The sequence below is a fragment of the Pseudarthrobacter sp. PvP004 genome (assembly GCF_017876035.1).
GTDB lineage: Bacteria > Actinomycetota > Actinomycetes > Actinomycetales > Micrococcaceae > Arthrobacter > Arthrobacter aurescens_A.
Window position 1 is genome coordinate 939,292 of sequence record NZ_JAGINL010000001.1, and the last position, 19,203, is coordinate 958,494.

A 19,203-nucleotide genomic window follows, 5' to 3' on the forward strand; every position below is an offset into this window, starting at 1 on the left:
ATGGCTATCTCAAGCACTTTCGGCACCATCCGCGGTGTCCTCTTCGACATTGACGACACCTTGGTGGACCTTGAGTACGCCATGACAACGGCGCTCCGCGACGTCAGCGAACATCTCCTGCCCGGCCTGGACCAGGCCGGGTGGGTGAAGTTCGGGCGCATCTTTACCCACGAAACTACTCACTTCTACGACCGCTACCTGGCCGGCGAGCTGACGTTCAACGAGCAGCGGCTGCTGCGCGGCAGGGCTGCTTTGGGTCACTTTGGTGTGGAGCTTGAAGAAGGTGAGGAATCGCAGGCCTGGGTAACGGAGTATCACCAGCGCCAGACGGCGTACGTGCGGGCCTTCGACGATGTGGAGGGCGTGCTGGACGCGCTCGATGCCGCAGGCATTCCTTACGGTGCCGTCAGCAACAATGTGCATGATTACCAGCGGGCCAAGCTGGACGGTGCAGGTCTCTCCAGGATCAAGGTTCTGGTGGGTACGGATACGGTAGGTGTGCCAAAGCCGGATCCGGCGATCTACCTCGAAGGCGTGCGGCTGTTGGGCACCGGGCCGGGCGAAACCCTTTACGTGGGCGACAACAGGTTGCTTGATGCTGACGGTGCAACCGCGGCCGGCCTGATCGGCGTGTGGCTCAACAGGACGGGGGAAGTGGTGGAAACATTCACCGGACGCCAAGTGGACTCCCTGTCCCGGTTGCTGGTCACCGCTCCCACTCCGGCCTAAGGATCATGTGATGCAGGTAACGGCTTTCCGATTTGTGCAGGTGACGAGACTCCGGTAGAGTCATTACTCGTGCTGAGGGGCACGGAGGGAAAAGCTGAGGGAAACCAACGCGAGGAACTCCGGTCCAAAAGTCACTTTGGGATATGGTGTAATTGGCAACACTACGGTTTCTGGTACCGTCATTCTAGGTTCGAGTCCTGGTATCCCAGCTCTGAAAATCCGCGTGAATTCGCTGGAAATTCGGAACCTCCAAGCCGCTGAAGCGATTTGGAGTGAAGCTGAAAGTATGAAATACTCATTCAGCTTGATCGCCGGAAACGGTGACAAAAAGTGCAAGGCCCCATCGTATAGCGGCCTAGTACGCCGCCCTCTCACGGCGGTAACGCGGGTTCGAATCCCGCTGGGGTCACAAACAAATCCCCCGGAACTCAGGTTCCGGGGGATTTCTTTTTTCCACAGTTTTGCCCTCAGGGCCTGCGCCGCCGCTCCTGCGACGGATCGGGCTGGCATGATGATGCTGTGACCGCAAATGATGATGAGGCAACACCCGGGGCTACCCAAGCTGCACCAGGCGCGGCAGCCGCCGTCGAGACCCTGGAAGATGCCCGCGCGGAACTTGCGGCCACAACCCTTCCGCTCGCCGTGCCGGAGGTGCGGGAAGCACGTCAGTGGATCCGAGAGTCACTGGCCCAGCTGGACGACTACGTTATTCCCCGCTACCGCAGCCTCGACGCTCCGCTGCTGGCCGTCGTCGGCGGTTCAACGGGCGCCGGGAAGTCCACGCTGGTTAATGCGCTGATTGGGTATCCGGTGACTCGTGCCGGTGCTATCAGGCCCACCACTCGCCAGCCCATCCTTCTGCATCATCCTCTGGACGCAGGGTGGTTTGAAGGCCACCGGATACTTCCGAACCTGGACCGTATCCGGGGAACCGTGTCCGCGAATCCCATGCCCGCGCATCAGGCAGGTGCCGTTCCCGATGCACAAGCCATCACATCGTTGGTGCTGGTGGGGCATGACCGCGTTCCGCAGGGCATAGCCCTCCTGGATGCGCCCGACGTCGACTCCATCTCCGACGACAACCGCAGGCTTGCCGGACAGCTGCTTGCTGCCGCTGACCTCTGGGTGTTTGTCACCACGGCAAACCGCTATGCCGACGCCGTTCCCTGGCGACTGCTCCTGGACGCAGCTTCGCGGGATATCACCGTAGCCGTGGTCCTGGACCGCGTGCCCGCTGCTGCGGAAGACGAAGTCAGGACTGACCTCCAAGCAATGCTTGATCGGCAGGGGCTGGCTGACGCGAAACTCTTCGTCATTCCGGAGAGTGCTTTGGATGGGCTGGGGATGCTGCCGGAGGAATCCGTCATTCCCCTGCGCCAGTGGCTGGGTGCCTTGGCGGCCAATGCAGCCGGGCGTGCAGACGTTGCCAGGCGCACACTCAATGGCGCTGTCAAAGCTGTCAGCGTCCGGTTGGAGGGAATCGCCGGTGCTGCTGCTGCCCAGGATGCCGCAGCCCACGACCTCCAGGCAGCATGCGTTGCTGAGTATGGGCAAGCCCTTTCGCGCATTTTGGAGGCCACTAAGGATGGAGCGTTGCTCCGCGGCGAAGTGTTGGCGCGGTGGCAGGACTTTGTAGGCACGGGGGAGTTCTTCCGGGCACTCGAACAGAACATCGGACGGATGCGGGACCGCGTAGGGGCATTCTTCCGTGGCGAACCCGCCCCCGCGGTGAAGGTTGAAACCGCGATTGAGACCGGGTTGCAGGCGGTGATCTTGGACGAAGCCGCGAACGCTGCCGAAAACGTGGACAGGCGATGGCGTGCGGATGCTGCTGGCCGGGAGCTCCTTGGTTCCGACGATCTTTCGGGCACCAGCGAGGGCTTCGACGCAAAGGCCGCAGCAGCCATCCGATCCTGGCAGGAAGGGCTGATGGAGATGATCCGGACCCAGGGCCAGGGAAAACGAACCCAGGCCCGGTGGTTGTCCTTCGGCGTCAACGGACTCGGCGCTGCGCTCATGGTGGTGGTGTTCTCCATGACTGCCGGTCTGAGCGGTTTGGAGATCGGCATCGCAGGCGGAACGGCCGTTGTTGGCCAGAAACTGCTGGAAGCGGTGTTCGGTGAGGACGCCGTACGTCGCTTGGCCCAGCAGGCCAGGGATGACTTGCACACTCAGTGCCAACGGCTCCTGGACGATGAGAGGCAACGGTTCCTTAGCCGGCTTGAGGAGGCCAATCCCAGCTCCGGAAACAACCTCACCCGGCATGCCAAAGCCTTGCGCCGCCTGGCAGGGGCCGCATGAGCCGCCACAGTCAGGTCCGCGAGTCTTCCCAGTTGCAGCGCCGGCTTGAATCGCTCAACACGGCCCGGGAACTCGCCGAAGGCGTGCTTCCGGAGCAGGAGCTGCAATCTGTCTATGACGTCCTGGAACGTGCAGCGTCCCGGCGGTCATTGTCTGCAGAACACACCGTGGTGGGCTTTTTCGGAGCTACTGGCAGCGGCAAGTCGTCCTTGTTCAATGCAGTATCCGGCAGCGAACTGGCGACTGCAGCTGCGCGACGCCCCACAACCTCGGCGCCTTTGGCGGGCATCTGGGGAGAAGATGGCAGCGGACCGTTGCTGGACTGGTTGGATGTCAAAGAGCGGCATACGCTGCCGCCGGTCCCTGGCCTCGCAGATGAGCACACCGGCCTGGTGCTGCTGGACCTCCCGGACTTCGATTCCACTCGGGTTGAAAACCGGGAGATTGTTCAGCGCATGGTGGGCATGGTGGATGTCTTGGTGTGGGTTCTGGACCCGCAAAAGTACGCCGACGCCGCTGTGCATAATGATTTCCTTCGACCCATGGCCTCCCACGGTGCCGTCACGCTGGTTGTCCTGAACCAGGTGGACAAGCTCAGTTCTGCGGACGCTTCCGCAGTCATGCAGTCATTGGAAGGGATCCTGGCACGGGACGGACTGGGCCAGGTTCGGGTCCTCAGCGCCTCAGCGCTGACTGGCGACGGCGTCCAAACCCTCCGCGGTGCCATCCGGAACGTCGTGGTCCAACGGGAGGCCACAACACAGCGCCTGGCGGCGGACGTCACGAGGGCCGCCACGGAACTCGCTCGGGCGTCCGGCGAGGGTGAAGCCCGGGGCATCAAGGGAAACGCGAAGGCCCGCTTGGCGTCAGAACTTTCGACGGCGGCAAATGTACCGGTGGTGGTGGATGCTGTTCAGCGATCTTTCAAGAGGGAGTCGGCCAAGAGGACGGGGTGGCCCGTCACCCGATGGCTGTTGCGTTTCCGACCTGATCCATTGCGGAGGTTAAATCTGGGCAGGGATGACACCCGGCCTGAGTTGAGCCGGACATCGTTGCCTCCAGCGGGCGCGCCGGAGCGAGCACGGACGGATGCCGCCGTCAGGGACTTCGCGGACGACGCATCCACCGGCGCTCCTGGTCCGTGGCGTGCGGCCATCCGTGGTGTGGCCAGGGACGGCCGGGAACAGCTGCCTGATGCGTTGGATCAGGCTATTGCCGGAACTGATCTGAAGGCCACGAAGCGTCCGCTGTGGTGGGTGCTCTTTAATACACTTCAATGGCTGGCGCTTCTGCTGGCCGTTGGCGGCCTTGGATGGCTCGGCGTGTTGGCCGTCCTCGGCTACTTCCAGATGCCTGTACCCGAAGTACCCCGCACGGAGGGATGGCCGTGGCCTACCTTGATGGTCGTGGGCGGAGTGGTGTTGGGTATTGTCCTGGCGATTTCCGGGCGGATGCTTGGGGGCTGGGCTGCCCGCGTCAGGGCTTCGAGGGCTGCAAAGCGTTTGAAGGCCGCTGTGGCAGCGGTTGCCGAGCAGCGGATCGTGGAGCCGGTTGAAGTGGAAATTACGCGGTTGAAGGCTTTCAACGCGGCGCTGAAGGCCGCGCGTTCCGGCTAGAGGGCCTCGGCCGCATCCCTGACTTTGATAAGGGTGCGCAAGTTCCTGGTAGTGGTACTGGCCTTGTAGCGTGCCTTGGCGGAGAGCTTGCTGAAAGGGCTGGCCAGTGTACCGCCGGCGGGGGCCAGCCAAGCGGAGGCCTCCGGGCCCAGCCGCACTTGTTCTACGCCGCCCAGGTTTTCGCCTGCCTCAAAGAGTTCGTCGAGCATTGCTGTGTCGGAGGCGAGGGTGATGTAGCTGTGCGTGGATTTGTCGTCGGCCGGGTACGGGCACGCGTCCACAAGTTCGCTTACCCGTGCGGCGGTAAGGACTACCACCCAGGCGTCGTAGTCAAAGGTTTCCCGCAAGCACTTCTCGAACTGCGCTTTGACGTCCTTGGCGCTGAGTTCACTCTGAAGGACCATGTTTCCGCTGGCCAGGAGGGTTTTGACCTTGGTGAACGGGTAGTCCTTCAGGGCTGACGAGAGATCGGCCATCTTGATGTTGATGCCGCCCACATTGATGCCGCGGAGGAACACGGCGTAGCTGTTCATGTCAGTCGTTGTTCTTGCGCAGGGCTTCGGTCAAAACCCGGGCGGCGTTGCAAACCACTTCGGCGTGAAGGCGGCCCGGCTGGCGGGTGAGGCGTTCAATCGGACCCGAAATAGACACCGCCGCGATGACCCTGCCCGACGGTCCGCGAACGGGGGCCGAAACCGAGGCGACCCCGGGCTCGCGTTCGCCGAGGCTCTGACCCCAGCCCCGGCGTCGTACCCCTGCAAGTACGGTGGGCGTAAAGCGGGCATTTTGAAGCCCTTCGAGAAGGCGGTCGTGGTCCTCCCACGCCAGTAAGACCTGGGCGGCAGAGCCGGCCTTCATGGAGAGTTGGGTGCCTACCGGAATGGTGTCCCGCAAACCGATGGGGCGTTCCGCTGAGGCCACGCAGACACGCCAGTCGCCTTGGCGGCGGAAGATCTGCGCGCTTTCGCCCGTGGCGTCGCGGAGTTGAATGAGCACGGGACCGGCTGAGGCGATGAGCCGGTCTTCACCGGCAGCGGATGCGAGTTCCACCAGCCGGCTGCCCAGGACGAAACGTCCTTGGATATCGCGGCTCACCAGACGGTGGTGAACCAGGGCCAGCGCGAGCCGGTGAACCGTGGGCCGGGCAAGGCCCGTGGCCGCCACAAGTTGGGCGAGAGTCGTGGGCCCGGCCTCAAGGGCATCGAGTACCTGGGCCGCTTTATCAATGACACCGACTCCACTAGAATTGTCCATGTAATGATATTGCCGTCTCAATATCTGAGATGCAAGTTGTTTCGCTGGCCTATTTTGCCGCAGGGCTGCTTCAGTAGTTGAAGCTGCTTCAGTAGATGAAGAGATCAGTGGATCACGAACAGTTCAATGGATGTGATCATCCAACCGCAGTGAAGGGAGCAAGGCCGTGGGAAAGACACTGGCCGAGAAAGTCTGGGACGCGCACGTGGTGCGCAAGGGTGAGGGCGAAGGAGCCAATGCCCAGCCAGACCTTCTTTTCATCGACCTGCACCTCATCCACGAAGTGACGTCCCCGCAGGCCTTTGAGGGCCTGCGCCTGGCTGGTCGGCCGCTGCGTCGCGTCGACCTCACCATTGCCACGGAGGACCACAACACTCCCACGCTGGACATCGACAAGCCAATCGCGGACCTGACCAGCCGCACCCAGATCGAAACCCTGCGCGCCAACTGCAAGGAGTTCGGTGTCCGCCTGCACTCCCTCGGCGACAAGGAGCAGGGGATCGTGCACGTGGTAGGGCCGCAGCTGGGCCTGACCCAGCCGGGCATGACTGTGGTCTGCGGCGACTCACACACCTCAACCCACGGCGCCTTCGGTGCCCTGGCCATGGGCATCGGCACGTCCGAGGTAGAACATGTCATGGCTACCCAGACGCTGTCCTTGAAGCCGTTCAAGACCATGGCCATCAATGTTGAAGGCACCCTGCGTCCCGGCGTCACCGCGAAGGACATCATCTTGGCCGTCATCGCCAAGATCGGCACCGGTGGCGGTCAGGGATACGTCCTGGAATACCGTGGCTCCGCAATTCGTGCGCTGTCCATGGACGCCCGCATGACCATCTGCAACATGTCCATCGAAGCCGGCGCACGCGCCGGTATGGTGGCTCCGGACCAGACTACCTACGACTACATGCAGGGCCGCCCACACGCACCGGAAGGCGCCGACTGGGATGCCGCCGTCGAGTACTGGAACACGCTCACCACGGACGCCGATGCAACCTTCGACGTCGAAGTTGACCTGGACGCCGACACGTTGGAGCCGTTCGTGACCTGGGGTACCAACCCGGGCCAGGGCGTGTCCCTGTCCGCAAAGGTGCCGTCTCCTGAGGACTTCGGTGACGAGAATGCCAAGGCAGCTGCCGAGCGCGCCCTGCAGTACATGGGCTTGGAAGCCGGCACCCCCATGAAGGACATCCGCGTGGATACCGTGTTCCTGGGATCCTGCACCAATTCACGCATCGAGGACCTGCGCGTTGCCGCCGACATCATCCGCGGCCGTGCCAAGGATCCCAACGTGCGGATGCTGGTGGTTCCAGGCTCAGCCCGAGTCCGCTTGGAAGCAGAGGCTGAAGGCTTGGACAAGGTCTTCAAGGAGTTTGGCGCAGAATGGCGTTTTGCCGGCTGCTCCATGTGCTTGGGCATGAACCCGGACCAGTTGGAGCCGGGGGAGCGCTGCGCCTCCACGTCCAACCGCAACTTTGAGGGGCGTCAGGGCAAGGGTGGCCGCACGCACCTGGTCTCGCCCGTCGTGGCTGCGGCCACAGCTGTCCGAGGCACGCTGAGCTCGCCATCGGACCTTGAGCCCGCTGCGGCAGGCGCACTGACCGGAATCGCAGTCTAGGAGGATCCCATGGAAGCATTCACTACCCACACCGGCATCGGCGTCCCGCTGCGCCAGAGCAACGTGGACACCGACCAGATCATCCCCGCTGTGTACCTCAAGCGCATTACGCGCACCGGCTTCGAGGATGCCTTGTTTGCCGCTTGGCGGAAGGACGAGTCCTTCATCTTGAACCAGGCCCCGTTCAATGCCGGCTCCGTGCTGGTGGCCGGACCTGATTTCGGTACGGGATCATCCCGTGAGCACGCTGTCTGGGCGTTGAAGGACTATGGGTTCAAAGCCGTTCTGTCCTCCAGGTTCGCCGACATTTTCCGTGGCAACTCAGGAAAGCAGGGGCTGCTTGCGGCCCAGGTGGCACAGGACGACATCGAACTCATCTGGAAGGTCCTGGAGAACCACCCCGGGACTGAAATCAAGGTTGACCTGGTTTCCAAAACGGTTGAGTGCGGCAATGTGGTGGCGCCGTTCGAGATCGACGACTACACCCGCTGGCGCCTCCTGGAAGGTCTCGATGACATTGGCCTGACCCTCCAGCATGAGGCAGACATCACGGCCTACGAGGCCACACGCCCGTCCTTCAAGCCGAAGACGCTTCCCGCGAAGGTTCAAGCCCAGTAGCCTCCGACGCCAGGTCGCAACGCTGCGGTTTTCGGACCGGCAGGGCCCCCTCAAAGGGGCCCCGCCGGTCCTTTTTCATTGGCGTGCGCCTGGAGCGTGAAAGGCGGGGTGTCGGGCGGTTCCATTTCGGTTCGGTAAAGCGAGCTTCTATGCTTAGCTGGAGCCTTTGTAAGTTTGGGGGGCGAGTAGTCGTGAGGAAACCGGTATAGATGAGTAGTGTTCTGACAATCCGCGGTGGCGTCCCATTAACAGGACGAGTGACCGTTCGCGGTGCCAAGAACCTGGTGCCAAAGGCCATGGTGGCGGCGTTGCTGGGCAGCGAACCATCGGTGCTGAGGAACGTGCCGGAAATCAAGGATGTCGAGGTTGTCACCAGCCTGCTGCAGCTGCATGGCGTAACCGTCGTAAAGGATCCGGTGACGGGAGACCTCACCTTGGATCCCAAGGATGCCAAGACGGCCTCCAGTACAGCAATTGATGCGCACGCGGGCGATTCGCGGATTCCCATCCTGCTGTGCGGACCCCTGATCCATGCGATCGGCGAGGCCTTCATCCCCGACCTTGGTGGTTGCAAGATCGGCGACAGGCCCATCGACTACCACCTGAACGTCCTGCGCCAATTTGGTGCCGTGGTGGAAAAGCGTCCGGGCGGTATTCATATCTCCGCCCCCAACGGTCTGCACGGAGCCAAGATTTCGCTGCCGTATCCGTCAGTTGGAGCCACTGAGCAGGTGCTGCTCAGCGCCACGCGCGCCGAGGGCATCACCGAACTCATTGGTGCGGCCACGGAACCGGAGATCATCGACCTCATTGCGGTCCTGCAGAAAATGGGCGCCATTATCAGCGTCCAGACTGACCGGACCATCCGGATTGAGGGCGTCAAGGACCTTGGTGGCTACAACCACCGCGCACTCCCGGACCGCAACGAATCCGCGTCCTGGGCATCTGCCGCCTTGGTCACGCGCGGCGACATCTTTGTTGAGGGTGCTTCGCAGCGGGACATGATGACGTTCCTGAATACCTACCGCAAGGTTGGCGGCGGCATGGACATCGGCGACGACGGCATCCGCTTCTACCACCAGGGCGGAAAGCTCTCCCCGCTCGTCCTGGAGACGGACGTCCACCCCGGCTTCATGACGGACTGGCAGCAGCCGTTGGTGGTTGCCCTGACACAGGCCGAGGGCGTCTCCATCGTCCACGAGACTGTCTATGAGAACCGTTTCGGATTCACAGAAGCCCTTGCGCGGATGGGTGCGAACATTCAGGTACACCGTGAGTGCCTGGGCAGTGTTCCCTGCCGGTTCGGACAGCGGAACTTCCTCCACTCAGCAGTGATCTCAGGTCCCACTCCGCTCAGGGGCACAGACATTGACATTCCCGACCTCCGTGGCGGTTTCAGCCACCTCATCGCGGCTTTGGCCGCCACGGGAACGTCACGCGTTACGGGCATAGACATCATCAACCGCGGTTACGAGCGCTTTACCGAGAAGCTGGCCGGTCTGGGCGCCGATTTCGACATCACCACCACCAAGTAGCGGGGGATCCTTTGAAGGAATCGGCCAAGAGCCGTGCAACGTTCATGCTGCTGGCGGGTCTCGCGCGCCCGTTGATGAACATCCTGATGGCCAAGAAGTGGGAAGGTGTGGAGAACCTTCCACCTGGCGGCTTCATCGCAGTACCAAACCACTGCACCGAGATCGACCCCATCGTCATTGGACACATGGTGTACAACCAGAAGCGGCCACCGCACTTCCTCGCGAAGACAGGCCTCTTCAAGGTCCCCGTGCTGGGTGCCCTGCTGCACGCCACCAGGCAGATTCCGGTTGAACGCTCGACGGCGGGAGCGAACCGCTCGCTCCAAGTCGCCAAAGAGGTGGTGGATGCCGGCGGTGCCATCATCATTTATCCGGAGGGCACCTTGACCCGGGATCCTGATCTGTGGCCGATGAAGGGGCACACCGGGGCCGCCAGGCTTGCCCTGCAGACCGGAGCCCCCGTGGTGCCCATGGCCCACTGGGGTGCGCAAGATGTTTTCCCGCGTTATGCCAAGCGGTTCCATGTGTTCCCGCGGAAAACGGTTCGCGTGCTCATCGGGAAGCCCGTGGATCTCAGTGCGTTCAGTGACCGGCCGATGGACCGCGCCACACTGACCGAGGCCACTGAAGTCATCATGGACGCCATCACGGAACTCCTTGAGACTCTTCGCGGCAAAGATGCTCCGGTTGAACGCTGGGATCCGGCTGTCCACAAACAGTCCAAGCACGGCCGCTTCACTCAGGGTGGCTCTCCTGATGCCCGTGAAGGGGAGGACAGCAAATGATCGCAGTGGAAAGCCCCGTCAAAACACCGGACATCGTGGCTGTCTTGGGTGCCGGGTCGTGGGGAACCACGTTTGCCAAGGTCCTGGCTGACGCAGCTGACGCTACGGGATCTGAGCGCAGTATCCGGATCTGGGGACGTCGCACGGAAGTTGTGGAGCAGATCAACTCTTCACACCGCAACGAGCAGTACCTCAAAGACATTGACCTTCCGTCATCCATCACAGCGTCCACGGATGTGGCGGAGGTGCTTCGGGATGCCACCTTGGTGGTCCTCGCCGTGCCCGCCCAGTCCCTGCGGCCGCAGCTGGGGGAATGGAAGCCGTTGCTGGCGCCGGACGCCGTGGTTGTCTCCTTGATGAAGGGCCTGGAATTGGGCACGGACGCCCGGATGAGCGAAGTCATTGCCCAGGAGCTGGGTCTTCCCGCATCGCGCGTTGCTGTGGTTTCAGGCCCTAACCTGGCGATGGAGATTGCCAGGGAACAACCAACGGCGTCAGTTGTTGCTTGCAGCGACGCCGACACCGCTGCTGCCATAGCGCTTTGCTGCACGGCACCCTACTTCCGGCCGTACACCAGCACCGACGTCGTAGGTGTGGAAATCGGCGGGATCGTGAAGAACGTGATTGCACTTGCCGTGGGCATTTGCGAAGGCCGGCAGATGGGCGACAACACTAAAGCTTCCGTCATCACGCGCGGTCTCGCCGAGACGTCCCGGCTGGCGCTGGCTCTTGGCGGAGAAGCACACACCATGGCCGGTCTTGCCGGACTCGGCGATCTTGTTGCCACATGCTCTTCAGCACTCTCACGCAACCACACGGCCGGCAGATTGCTCGGCGAAGGTCTCAGCCTTGAGCAGGTTGCCGAACAGATGACGCAGACAGCGGAGGGCATCAAGTCAGGCCCTGCTGTGCACGAGCTTGCTGGCAAGTTGAATGTTGAAATGCCCATAACGGCTGCCGTCGTGGCGGTGCTTGAAGGCAGAATGTCCGTTGATGACCTGGGGCCGCGACTGTTGGCCCGGGCACTGAAGTCCGAAGGCGACTACTGATGGTGACTGACCACTCCACCCCCGTGACGGGCCGCCCCCGTGTAGCGATTCTCTTTGGGGGGCGCTCCAGCGAGCATGCCGTCAGCTGCGTTACCGCCGCTGGTGTCATGGGCGCGATCGACAAGAACAAGTACGAGGTCATACCGATTGGCATCGCCAAATCGGGGCAGTGGGTTCTCGCTTCGGGCGACACAAGTGAGTGGTCCTTGAGCTCCGCAGCGCTTCCCGAGGTGGCGCCGTCGGGCAGGACCGTAACCTTGGCCGAAGTGGGTGGTGAGCATCAGCTCATCGTGACCGAGCCCAATGCCGTTCCCCAGGAACTGGGTTCGGTGGATGTTGTCTTCCCCTTGCTGCATGGGCCATGGGGCGAAGACGGGACCATCCAGGGCCTCTTGGAGCTTTCAGACACGCGCTATGTCGGCGCCGGTGTGCTGGCCTCGGCTGTGGGAATGGACAAGCACTTCATGAAGGTGGTGTTTGAGTCCGCCGGACTGAGCGTGGGCCCGTACGTGGCTGTCACAGACCGCGAATGGAGCACCGACGCGGAGGCTGTTCGTAAGCGGGTGGACAAGCTCGGGTTCCCCGTGTTCGTCAAGCCTGCCCGCGCGGGTTCGTCCATGGGTATCTCCAAAGTTGACTCGATGGAAGGACTTGACGCGGCCATCGATGAAGCGCGCCGCCACGACCTGAAGCTGGTCATTGAAGCCGGCATCGTGGGCCGCGAAATCGAGTGCGCTGTCCTACAGGGCCGTGGCACGGATGCGCCACGTACCTCCATGCCGGGTGAGATTGCGGTGGCAGTTGGGGAACATCAGTTCTACGACTTTGCGGCCAAGTATGTTGAGGACGGGGCCGCAGCTCTAAGCTGCCCGGCAGATATGCCGGATGAGGCGATCGCACGCGTGCGGGAACTCGCCGCCGTCGCTTTCGACGCCGTGGGAGCAGAAGGCCTCAGTCGTGTGGACTTCTTCTATACCCCGGCCGGAGAGCTGATCATCAATGAGATCAACACCATGCCTGGCTTCACGCCGAAAAGCATGTACCCGCAGATGTGGGCGGCATCCGGTCTGGCCTACGGGGACTTGATAGATGAACTGATCCATCTGGCTCTGACCCGCAAGACCGGGCTGCGCTGACCCACGTACGTGGCAATAGTGGTTGTTGTGCTAAAGACAACTACTCTTGCCCGTCAGTGGGCGTCGACTACTGCGCGGACGGCAAGTTCTGAAGGTCCTCCTGGCCCACACACTTTCCAGTTGCCTTGATCTTGCCAACCGCCGCTGCCAGCTCGGTCAGCACGGTTGCGGAACTGATGTTTGCCGCTTCCAGTTTGACCGGATCAATCAAGATCTCCGTGGCCGGTTCGCGGCCGAACGTGGTCAAGGTGTAGACGGGATCGCCTTCCTTGATCACCCAGTCAATGTCGTTGACGCTCACGCAACGGTCGGTAGTGGGGCCGGGAACGTTCACGCCGCACCGGAGAATGACCTGCGAAGGGTCTCCCCACGCAGCTGTCGCCTGGCTGTTGGTTTTGCGGAGGGCGGCGTCACCGATTTGGTCCGGCAGGGCCACCATCATTGGTGCGCAGGCAGGATTTGCGGCGTCGGCGGCGGCCGTGACGTCCACGGCCGGCGCACAAGCCGACAAAGCGGTGACGGATGCCGAAGCCAAGGCGATGGCCAGAGCAGTCCGGCGAAGGATCTTTCGGTGCATTCATCCAGACTATCCCGCAAGCGCTGGCAGTCAGATTCGCGTTGCCAGGGTCACACTAAGGTCGGAACCCCCACAATGCAGCGCCGCATTATTCTGTCGGTGGATCGCGATAGCGTGGAGCAGTGTCAGGAGAAGAGTCGAGTGCAGTGCGGGAAGAAGAGTGGAGCGCAGTGCCAGAAGAAGTGTGGAGAGCATTGCCAGGAGAAGAGTCGAGTGCAGTGCGGGAAGAAGAGTCGAGCGCAGTGCCAGCAGAAGAATTGAGAGCAGTGCCTGCAGAACGGTTGCACGTCCAAGACCTTTCGGAGTCTGAGCTCCTCGCCCGGATCTTTCCTCGCCTGCATCATAGCCCCGGCGTTCTGCTGGGACCTGGTGACGATGCCGCCCTGATCTCAGCCCCGGACGGCCGGACGCTCATCTCCATTGACACTCAAACGCAGGATCAGGACTTCAGGCTTGAGTGGCGTAACGGCTACCGGACCACGGGATACGACGTCGGCTGGAAAGCTGCGGCGCAAAACCTCAGTGACATCAATGCCATGGGCGGCAGTGCCACGAGTCTCGTGGTGAGCCTGACCATGCCACCGGAAACGCCCGTCGAATGGGTTGAAGCGTTTGCCGATGGCCTCTCGGCGGCAATTGTGGGTTTAGGCGCCCAGGACTGCTCCGTTGCCGGCGGAGACCTTGGAAGGGGCCGCGAGCTCGCGGTGACCGTCGCCGTCGTCGGAACGCTGGCCGGTATGGCGCCGGTGCTGAGGTCCGGCGCCAAACCCGGGGACGTCGTGGCGGTTTCAGGGACGCTGGGAAGGGCAGCTGCCGGCTGGGCGCTGCTGGAAAGTGAAATTCCCTTGGACAGCCTGTCAGGTGAGTTGCGGAGCTTGGTGGACAACCAATGCCGGCCGCTGCCACCGCTGGCAGCCGGACCGCTGGCTGCGCATGCGGGTGCCACGGCCATGTTGGATATTTCCGACGGCCTGCTGCGGGACGGCAGCCGGCTGGCCGGAGCCAGCGGCGTGGTCCTGGACTTTGATCCTGCTGCTTTGAAGATTCACGCAGCCCCGTTGGAACCAGCAGCTGCGGTTCTGGGCGGGGAAGCGATGCGGTGGGTGCTCGGTGGGGGAGAAGACCACGGTTTGCTTGCTACGTTCCCGGCAGAAATTCAGCTGCCGCAGGGCTTCACTGCGATAGGCTCGGTGCAAGCCGTTGTCGAGCCGCCAGGCAGTGGCGTCCGGATTGCCGGGCAAACTGCTGACACCGTTGGATGGGATCACTTTGCAGACTAAGATCGCCGCGAATGCACACGCCATGAAACGTTGGCTCGGCAAGGCGGAGGTTGTCCTCGGCAACCACAGCGACCGTCTCAATGCGATCAACATCTTTCCTGTCGCTGACGGCGATACCGGAACCAACCTTTATCTCACTGTTCGGGCAGCAGTGGCTGCCCTGGGTGGAGCTGCGCCGGACACCACCGAGACCGGCAACGACGTCGGCGCCTTGCTGTCCCGCGCGGGGCAGGCAGCAATGGAGCAAGCACGGGGCAATTCGGGCACGCTTTTTGCGGTGTTCCTGTGCGCCGCCGCAGAGCCTTTGGCGGGAAAATCGCGCCTCAGCGCACCCCTGCTTGCCGCTGCCCTGAACAGGGCACAGATCCGGGCTTGGTCTGCCTTGAGTGAGCCTGTGGCAGGCACCATGCTGTCTGTGCTGGAAGCCGCCGCTCACGCTGCCCAAGCGGTGGATGCATCCCAAAGCGGCGACGACAGCAACCATGCATTGGGGCTCTCGCTCGACGCCGTGGTGGAGGCGGCCTACCAAGCAGTTGTCCGGACCGAAGATGAGCTCGCACAGCTCCATGAAGCACATGTTGTGGATGCGGGCGGGGTGGGCATGCTGCTGGTGCTGGATTGCCTCCGCGCTGCCGTCCTTGGTGAGGAACTCCAGGAGGAACTGCTGGATGGTCTCCATGGCTACAAATTGCAGGATCCCCACATCCATGAGCACATGCCTGCCGACGATGGCGTGGAGGTCATGTGCACCATCAACCTCTCGCCACTGAATGCAGCCATCCTTCGCCAGCGCCTCGACGAGATGGGCGATTCCGTCATCATGAGTCAAGTTGGTGGTGCCCAGGGCGCCGATGATGATGACGACGAATCCGGCGTCGAAATCAGCTACCGTTGGCGCGTTCATGTGCATGTCCCGGATCCGGAGCCGGCTGTAGCACTCATACGTTCGCTGGGGGAACCGACTGATATCGCCGTAAGCCAGCTGGCGATACCCCGTGATGACGGGCAGGAACCGGCCACACTGGAACCAGCTGGCGGAGAATCCACCAGCATCAACCAAGCCTCCCCAGTCCCGGGCCAGTCACGGCATGAATTCTGAGCTGGAACTGCCCCTCGAACGCAGAATCGGCAAGCGGTCTGCGGCTGTCATTGATAAGCACTTGGGCCTCAAAACGGCCGGAGCCTTGCTGAACTACTTCCCTCGCAGATACTTGAGTCGCGGTGAATTGACGCCCATCAACAAGCTTCCGCTGGATGAAGAGGTCACGCTGATTGCCCGTGTGCTGTCCAACAGCACACGCCAGATGCGGGCCCGGCGTGGTTCGATCACAGATGTGGTGGTGACGGACGAGGCCGGGGGCGGCGGCGTTCCAGGCACGTTGAAGGTCAGCTTCTTCAACGGGTTCCGTGCGAAGGCAGAACTACTGCCTGGTCGTCGGGCCATGTTCTCTGGAAAGGTGACCCGCTACGGCGGGGCCCTCGGCCTGACCAACCCCGACTTCCTTCTGCTGGACGAGGACCCTGAAGCCGAGGGTTCCGTGGATCCGGAGAAGCTCGCCGCCATGCCCATCCCCGTCTACCCGGCAACTGCCAAGCTGACCAGTTGGTCCATCCACAAAGTAATCACCGCCTTGCTCCAAACCATGGATCTTGATTCCTTGGAAGACCCGCTGCCGGAAAGTATCGTCCGAAGGGACGCATTGCTCAGCGTGGCTGAGGCATACCGTCTGATCCATTCACCTGACATTGCCAAGGACTGGCAACGGGCCCAAGAACGCTTCCGGTATCAGGAAGCGCTAGTGCTGCAAACGGCTCTGGCACGCCGTCGCGCGCAGCTCGCCGCCGAGGAAGCCACTGCGCGCCGGCCGCGCGCGGACGGTTTGCTCAGCAAGTTCGACCAGAACCTGCCTTTTACGCTGACCGCCGGCCAGTCCGCCGTCGGAAAGACACTGGCTGAAGAGCTCGGGCGCGATACCCCCATGAACAGGCTCCTGCAGGGTGAAGTGGGCTCGGGCAAGACGATCGTTGCCCTTCGGGCCATGTTGCAGGTAGTGGACGCGGGTGGCCAGGCTGCCCTGCTGGCGCCTACGGAGGTTTTGGCGGCCCAACATTTCCACTCGATCCGCAAGACCTTGGGGCCACTGGCTCGGGACCATATCTTTGGCGGAGCGGGCATGCTGGGAGGAGACTCCACTCAGGAAGCCGTGCAAGTAACGCTCCTCACCGGCTCCATGCCCACCGCGGCACGCAAACAGGCAATGCTGGATGCGGCCTCCGGGAATGCGGGAATCGTCATTGGTACTCATGCTTTGCTGAGCGACAAAACCAGCTTTCAGGACCTCGGATTGATTGTGGTGGATGAGCAGCACCGCTTTGGCGTGGAGCAGCGCGATGCCCTCCGCGCAAAGGCGCAGCGGCCTCCACATTTGCTGGTCATGACGGCCACACCGATTCCTCGCACGGTTGCCATGACGGTATTCGGTGACCTTGAGACTTCCATCCTTGATGAGCTTCCAGCCGGACGTGCACCTATTTCGACGCACGTGGTGGGGCTCGCTGAGAATCCGGGCTGGGTGGACCGCATTTGGAAGCGTTCACGCGAAGAAGTCGATTCCGGCCATCAGGTGTATGTGGTGTGCCCCAAGATCGGCTCGGACGACGACGGCGACTTCAGCCCTGGCGAAGCGGAACCCAGCGATGCCGAGCTCGCGGACGAAGGCCCGGCGCGGGAGCTGGCCTCGGTGACCGCCGTCGTCGAAAGCCTCTTGCAGGAGCCGGCGCTGGCTGGTGTCCCGGTGGCGCCGCTCCACGGCCGGCAGGATCCGCAGGTGAAGTCCGAGACGATGGCTTCGTTCGCATCCAACAACACCAAAGTGCTGGTGTCCACTACTGTCATTGAGGTGGGCGTGGACGTCCACAACGCCACCCTCATGGTGATTCTCGACGCCGACCGCTTTGGGATCTCCCAGCTCCACCAGTTGCGCGGCCGGGTGGGTCGTGGGGGACTGCCGGGCACTTGCCTGCTGGTGACTACGTTGGAACCCGGACACCCGAGTCGGCGGCGGCTGGATGCCGTTGCTTCAACGACCGACGGTTTTGGGCTGTCCCAGGAAGACCTGAAACTCCGCCGGGAAGGTGACATTCTGGGTGCTTCGCAATCCGGCGGGCGGTCCACGCTGAAGTTGCTCCGTGTACTTGAACACGAAGAAATCATTGCCCGTGCACGAACTGACGCCCAAGGCCTGGTGTCGGAGGACCCGGCGTTGGACCATCAGCCGGTTCTTGCCGCCGCGATCGATGAGTATTTGAACCCTGAGAAGGAGGCGTTCCTTGAACGCGGATAGAGATCCATGGATGCTCGCACTTGGAGAATCCCTGTGAGCCGGATCATTGCCGGAGTTGGTGGCGGGAACCCGCTGACCAGCGTTCCCGGAACGGCTACGCGTCCCACGACCGACAGGGTCAAGGAAGCGCTGTTTTCCCGGCTGGAATCCTTGGCGGTAATTGACGATGCCAGGGTCCTGGACCTTTATGCAGGATCTGGTTCCTTGGGCATCGAGAGTGCCAGCCGAGGTGCCCGGACCGTGGATCTGGTGGAGTTTGATGCCAAGGCGAGCGATGTCTGCCAGCGCAATGCGGATTTGGTGAATCAGCTCCTGGGCGGCAAGAGGGTCTCGGTGCATCGTTCCAAGGTGGAGTCGTTCCTGGAGCGTGCGGGCGACGCTGACAGGTGGGATCTGGTCTTCCTTGATCCGCCTTATCCCTTGGATGAGCCTGCCCTGAGTGCCGTGCTCGAAAAGTTGGCACCGTATTTGGACGACGCGGCCGTTGTGGTGGTGGAGCGGAGTTCGCGGAGCCCGGAACCTGTGTGGCCCGAGGCTCTGGAATGTTTCGCGGACAAGAAGTACGGCGAGACCAAGTTGTGGTTCGCTGAGCCTGCCTAACGCTCGCGGGTGCTAGGCAGTAATCCTATCCAGCTCCACGCCCGTGAGGACGGTTGCGGGGTGGGGGCCCAGCGCCAGCAGCCGCGCGGTCCAGTCCGGGGACCACGGCTTGCGTGTGCCCACCAGCACTATATTGCCCGGGTAGCGGCCAGCGAACATTCCCGTTTCAGCGAAGGCGGCGACGTCCGGCATGGCCTGGCGCAACGCAGCCACTTGACTGCGTACGAGCGTCAGCGCGGGTTCGTCACCCACGTTGACGATCAGCACCCCGTCGGGCCGCAACCGCGCGGCTGCTTCTTCATAGAATTCCCGGCAGGCGATATGGGCAGGGGCCTCCGGTCCGGAGAAGATATCGAGAATCACGACGTCGAACGTCACCTGCGCGGGAAGTTCGGCCAACGCGTCGCGGGCGTCGCCGATGTGGGTGGTCAACGTGGTGCCTTCAGGCATGGGCAGTTTCTGGAGTACGAAGTCCAAAAGCTCACGTTCCAGCTCAACGGCGTATTGTTCCGAGCCCGGACGGGTCGCTTGGATGTAACGCGCCAAGGTGAGGGCACCGGCGCCCAGATGCAGGGCGCTGATGGGTTTTCCGGGTTCGGCAGCCAAGTCCACCACGTGCCCGATCCTGCGCAGGTACTCGTAGAAGATCTCCGATGGATCGGCCAGGTTCACATGCGATTGTTCGGCTCCGCCGATGCTGAGGATGAAGCCGCCCTCAATCAGGGTGTCCGTCTCGATGGTGGCGTGCTGTCCTGTGGTTC

At 62.5% G+C, this 19,203-nt stretch carries 17 protein-coding genes and 2 tRNA genes; 15 read left to right on the forward strand and 4 right to left on the reverse strand.

What is annotated here, in order from left to right:
* From J3A64_RS04255 to J3A64_RS04275, 5 genes are all read left to right on the forward strand, one after another.
* Positions 1 to 729: an HAD family hydrolase gene (locus J3A64_RS04255; protein ID WP_011775159.1), complete on the forward strand. Its 729-nt coding sequence runs from the start codon at positions 1 to 3 to the stop codon at positions 727 to 729.
* A 137-nt stretch (positions 730 to 866) separates the two neighbouring features.
* Positions 867 to 938: transfer RNA gene (locus J3A64_RS04260), tRNA-Gln, on the forward strand.
* A 127-nt stretch (positions 939 to 1,065) separates the two neighbouring features.
* Positions 1,066 to 1,138 (forward strand) — tRNA-Glu (locus J3A64_RS04265).
* A gap of 110 nt (positions 1,139 to 1,248) precedes the next feature.
* A complete protein-coding gene (locus tag J3A64_RS04270; RefSeq protein ID WP_210063688.1) occupies positions 1,249 to 3,030 on the forward strand; it encodes a dynamin family protein in 1,782 nt (593 codons plus the stop codon).
* Positions 3,027 to 4,646 (forward strand): GTPase, encoded by a 1,620-nt coding sequence (locus J3A64_RS04275; protein ID WP_210063689.1) that lies wholly within the window; start codon positions 3,027 to 3,029, stop codon positions 4,644 to 4,646. Before J3A64_RS04270 ends, J3A64_RS04275 begins: the two co-directional genes overlap by 4 nt.
* On the opposite strand, the gene J3A64_RS04280 is transcribed toward J3A64_RS04275, so the two are convergent.
* Both J3A64_RS04280 and J3A64_RS04285 read right to left on the reverse strand, forming a co-directional pair.
* The gene (locus J3A64_RS04280) at positions 4,643 to 5,179 is read right to left on the reverse strand and encodes a DUF1697 domain-containing protein (protein ID WP_210063690.1); all 537 of its coding nucleotides are present in this window, start codon (positions 5,177 to 5,179) and stop codon (positions 4,643 to 4,645) included. The genes J3A64_RS04275 and J3A64_RS04280 overlap by 4 nt on opposite strands.
* Position 5,180: 1 nt before the next feature.
* The gene (locus tag J3A64_RS04285) at positions 5,181 to 5,900 is read right to left on the reverse strand and encodes an IclR family transcriptional regulator (RefSeq protein WP_014922101.1); all 720 of its coding nucleotides are present in this window, start codon (positions 5,898 to 5,900) and stop codon (positions 5,181 to 5,183) included.
* A gap of 166 nt (positions 5,901 to 6,066) precedes the next feature.
* Between J3A64_RS04285 and leuC the strand changes: the two genes are divergently transcribed.
* The 6 genes from leuC to J3A64_RS04315 all read left to right on the forward strand — a co-directional run bounded on the left by leuC (position 6,067) and on the right by J3A64_RS04315 (position 12,641).
* Positions 6,067 to 7,518, forward strand: coding sequence for a 3-isopropylmalate dehydratase large subunit (gene leuC, locus J3A64_RS04290; RefSeq protein ID WP_011775154.1), 1,452 nt, complete (start codon positions 6,067 to 6,069; stop codon positions 7,516 to 7,518).
* 9 nt (positions 7,519 to 7,527) lie between these two features.
* Positions 7,528 to 8,136 carry a 3-isopropylmalate dehydratase small subunit gene (gene leuD, locus J3A64_RS04295; RefSeq protein WP_011775153.1) on the forward strand — a complete coding sequence of 203 codons (609 nt, stop codon included), beginning with the start codon at positions 7,528 to 7,530 and terminating at the stop codon, positions 8,134 to 8,136.
* Positions 8,137 to 8,345: 209 nt separating this feature from the next.
* On the forward strand, positions 8,346 to 9,671 hold the full coding sequence (gene murA / locus J3A64_RS04300; protein WP_014922100.1) for a UDP-N-acetylglucosamine 1-carboxyvinyltransferase: 1,326 nt from the start codon (positions 8,346 to 8,348) through the stop codon (positions 9,669 to 9,671).
* 11 nt (positions 9,672 to 9,682) lie between these two features.
* The gene (locus J3A64_RS04305; RefSeq protein ID WP_210063691.1) at positions 9,683 to 10,456 is read left to right on the forward strand and encodes a 1-acyl-sn-glycerol-3-phosphate acyltransferase; all 774 of its coding nucleotides are present in this window, start codon (positions 9,683 to 9,685) and stop codon (positions 10,454 to 10,456) included.
* On the forward strand, positions 10,453 to 11,505 hold the full coding sequence (locus J3A64_RS04310) for an NAD(P)H-dependent glycerol-3-phosphate dehydrogenase (RefSeq protein WP_011775150.1): 1,053 nt from the start codon (positions 10,453 to 10,455) through the stop codon (positions 11,503 to 11,505). Before J3A64_RS04305 ends, J3A64_RS04310 begins: the two co-directional genes overlap by 4 nt.
* Positions 11,505 to 12,641, forward strand: coding sequence for a D-alanine--D-alanine ligase family protein (locus J3A64_RS04315; protein WP_011775149.1), 1,137 nt, complete (start codon positions 11,505 to 11,507; stop codon positions 12,639 to 12,641). Before J3A64_RS04310 ends, J3A64_RS04315 begins: the two co-directional genes overlap by 1 nt.
* A gap of 67 nt (positions 12,642 to 12,708) precedes the next feature.
* Here the strand turns inward: J3A64_RS04315 and J3A64_RS04320 are convergent, their stop codons facing one another.
* The gene (locus J3A64_RS04320; protein WP_014922098.1) at positions 12,709 to 13,218 is read right to left on the reverse strand and encodes a DUF3515 family protein; all 510 of its coding nucleotides are present in this window, start codon (positions 13,216 to 13,218) and stop codon (positions 12,709 to 12,711) included.
* 266 nt (positions 13,219 to 13,484) lie between these two features.
* Between J3A64_RS04320 and J3A64_RS04325 the strand changes: the two genes are divergently transcribed.
* From J3A64_RS04325 to rsmD, 4 genes are read left to right on the forward strand one after another with little or no spacing between them, the layout of a single operon-like run.
* On the forward strand, positions 13,485 to 14,498 hold the full coding sequence (locus tag J3A64_RS04325; protein WP_286139735.1) for a thiamine-phosphate kinase: 1,014 nt from the start codon (positions 13,485 to 13,487) through the stop codon (positions 14,496 to 14,498).
* A 22-nt stretch (positions 14,499 to 14,520) separates the two neighbouring features.
* The gene (locus tag J3A64_RS04330; RefSeq protein WP_011775146.1) at positions 14,521 to 15,597 is read left to right on the forward strand and encodes a DAK2 domain-containing protein; all 1,077 of its coding nucleotides are present in this window, start codon (positions 14,521 to 14,523) and stop codon (positions 15,595 to 15,597) included.
* On the forward strand, positions 15,587 to 17,842 hold the full coding sequence (locus J3A64_RS04335) for an ATP-dependent DNA helicase RecG (protein WP_210063693.1): 2,256 nt from the start codon (positions 15,587 to 15,589) through the stop codon (positions 17,840 to 17,842). Before J3A64_RS04330 ends, J3A64_RS04335 begins: the two co-directional genes overlap by 11 nt.
* A gap of 33 nt (positions 17,843 to 17,875) precedes the next feature.
* Entirely contained in the window at positions 17,876 to 18,442 is a 567-nt protein-coding gene (rsmD, locus tag J3A64_RS04340) for a 16S rRNA (guanine(966)-N(2))-methyltransferase RsmD (protein ID WP_238324317.1), read from the forward strand.
* Positions 18,443 to 18,454: 12 nt separating this feature from the next.
* Here the strand turns inward: rsmD and J3A64_RS04345 are convergent, their stop codons facing one another.
* Positions 18,455 to 19,114 carry a spermidine synthase gene (locus tag J3A64_RS04345; protein ID WP_011775143.1) on the reverse strand — a complete coding sequence of 220 codons (660 nt, stop codon included), beginning with the start codon at positions 19,112 to 19,114 and terminating at the stop codon, positions 18,455 to 18,457.
* Positions 19,115 to 19,203: the final 89 nt, after the last annotated feature.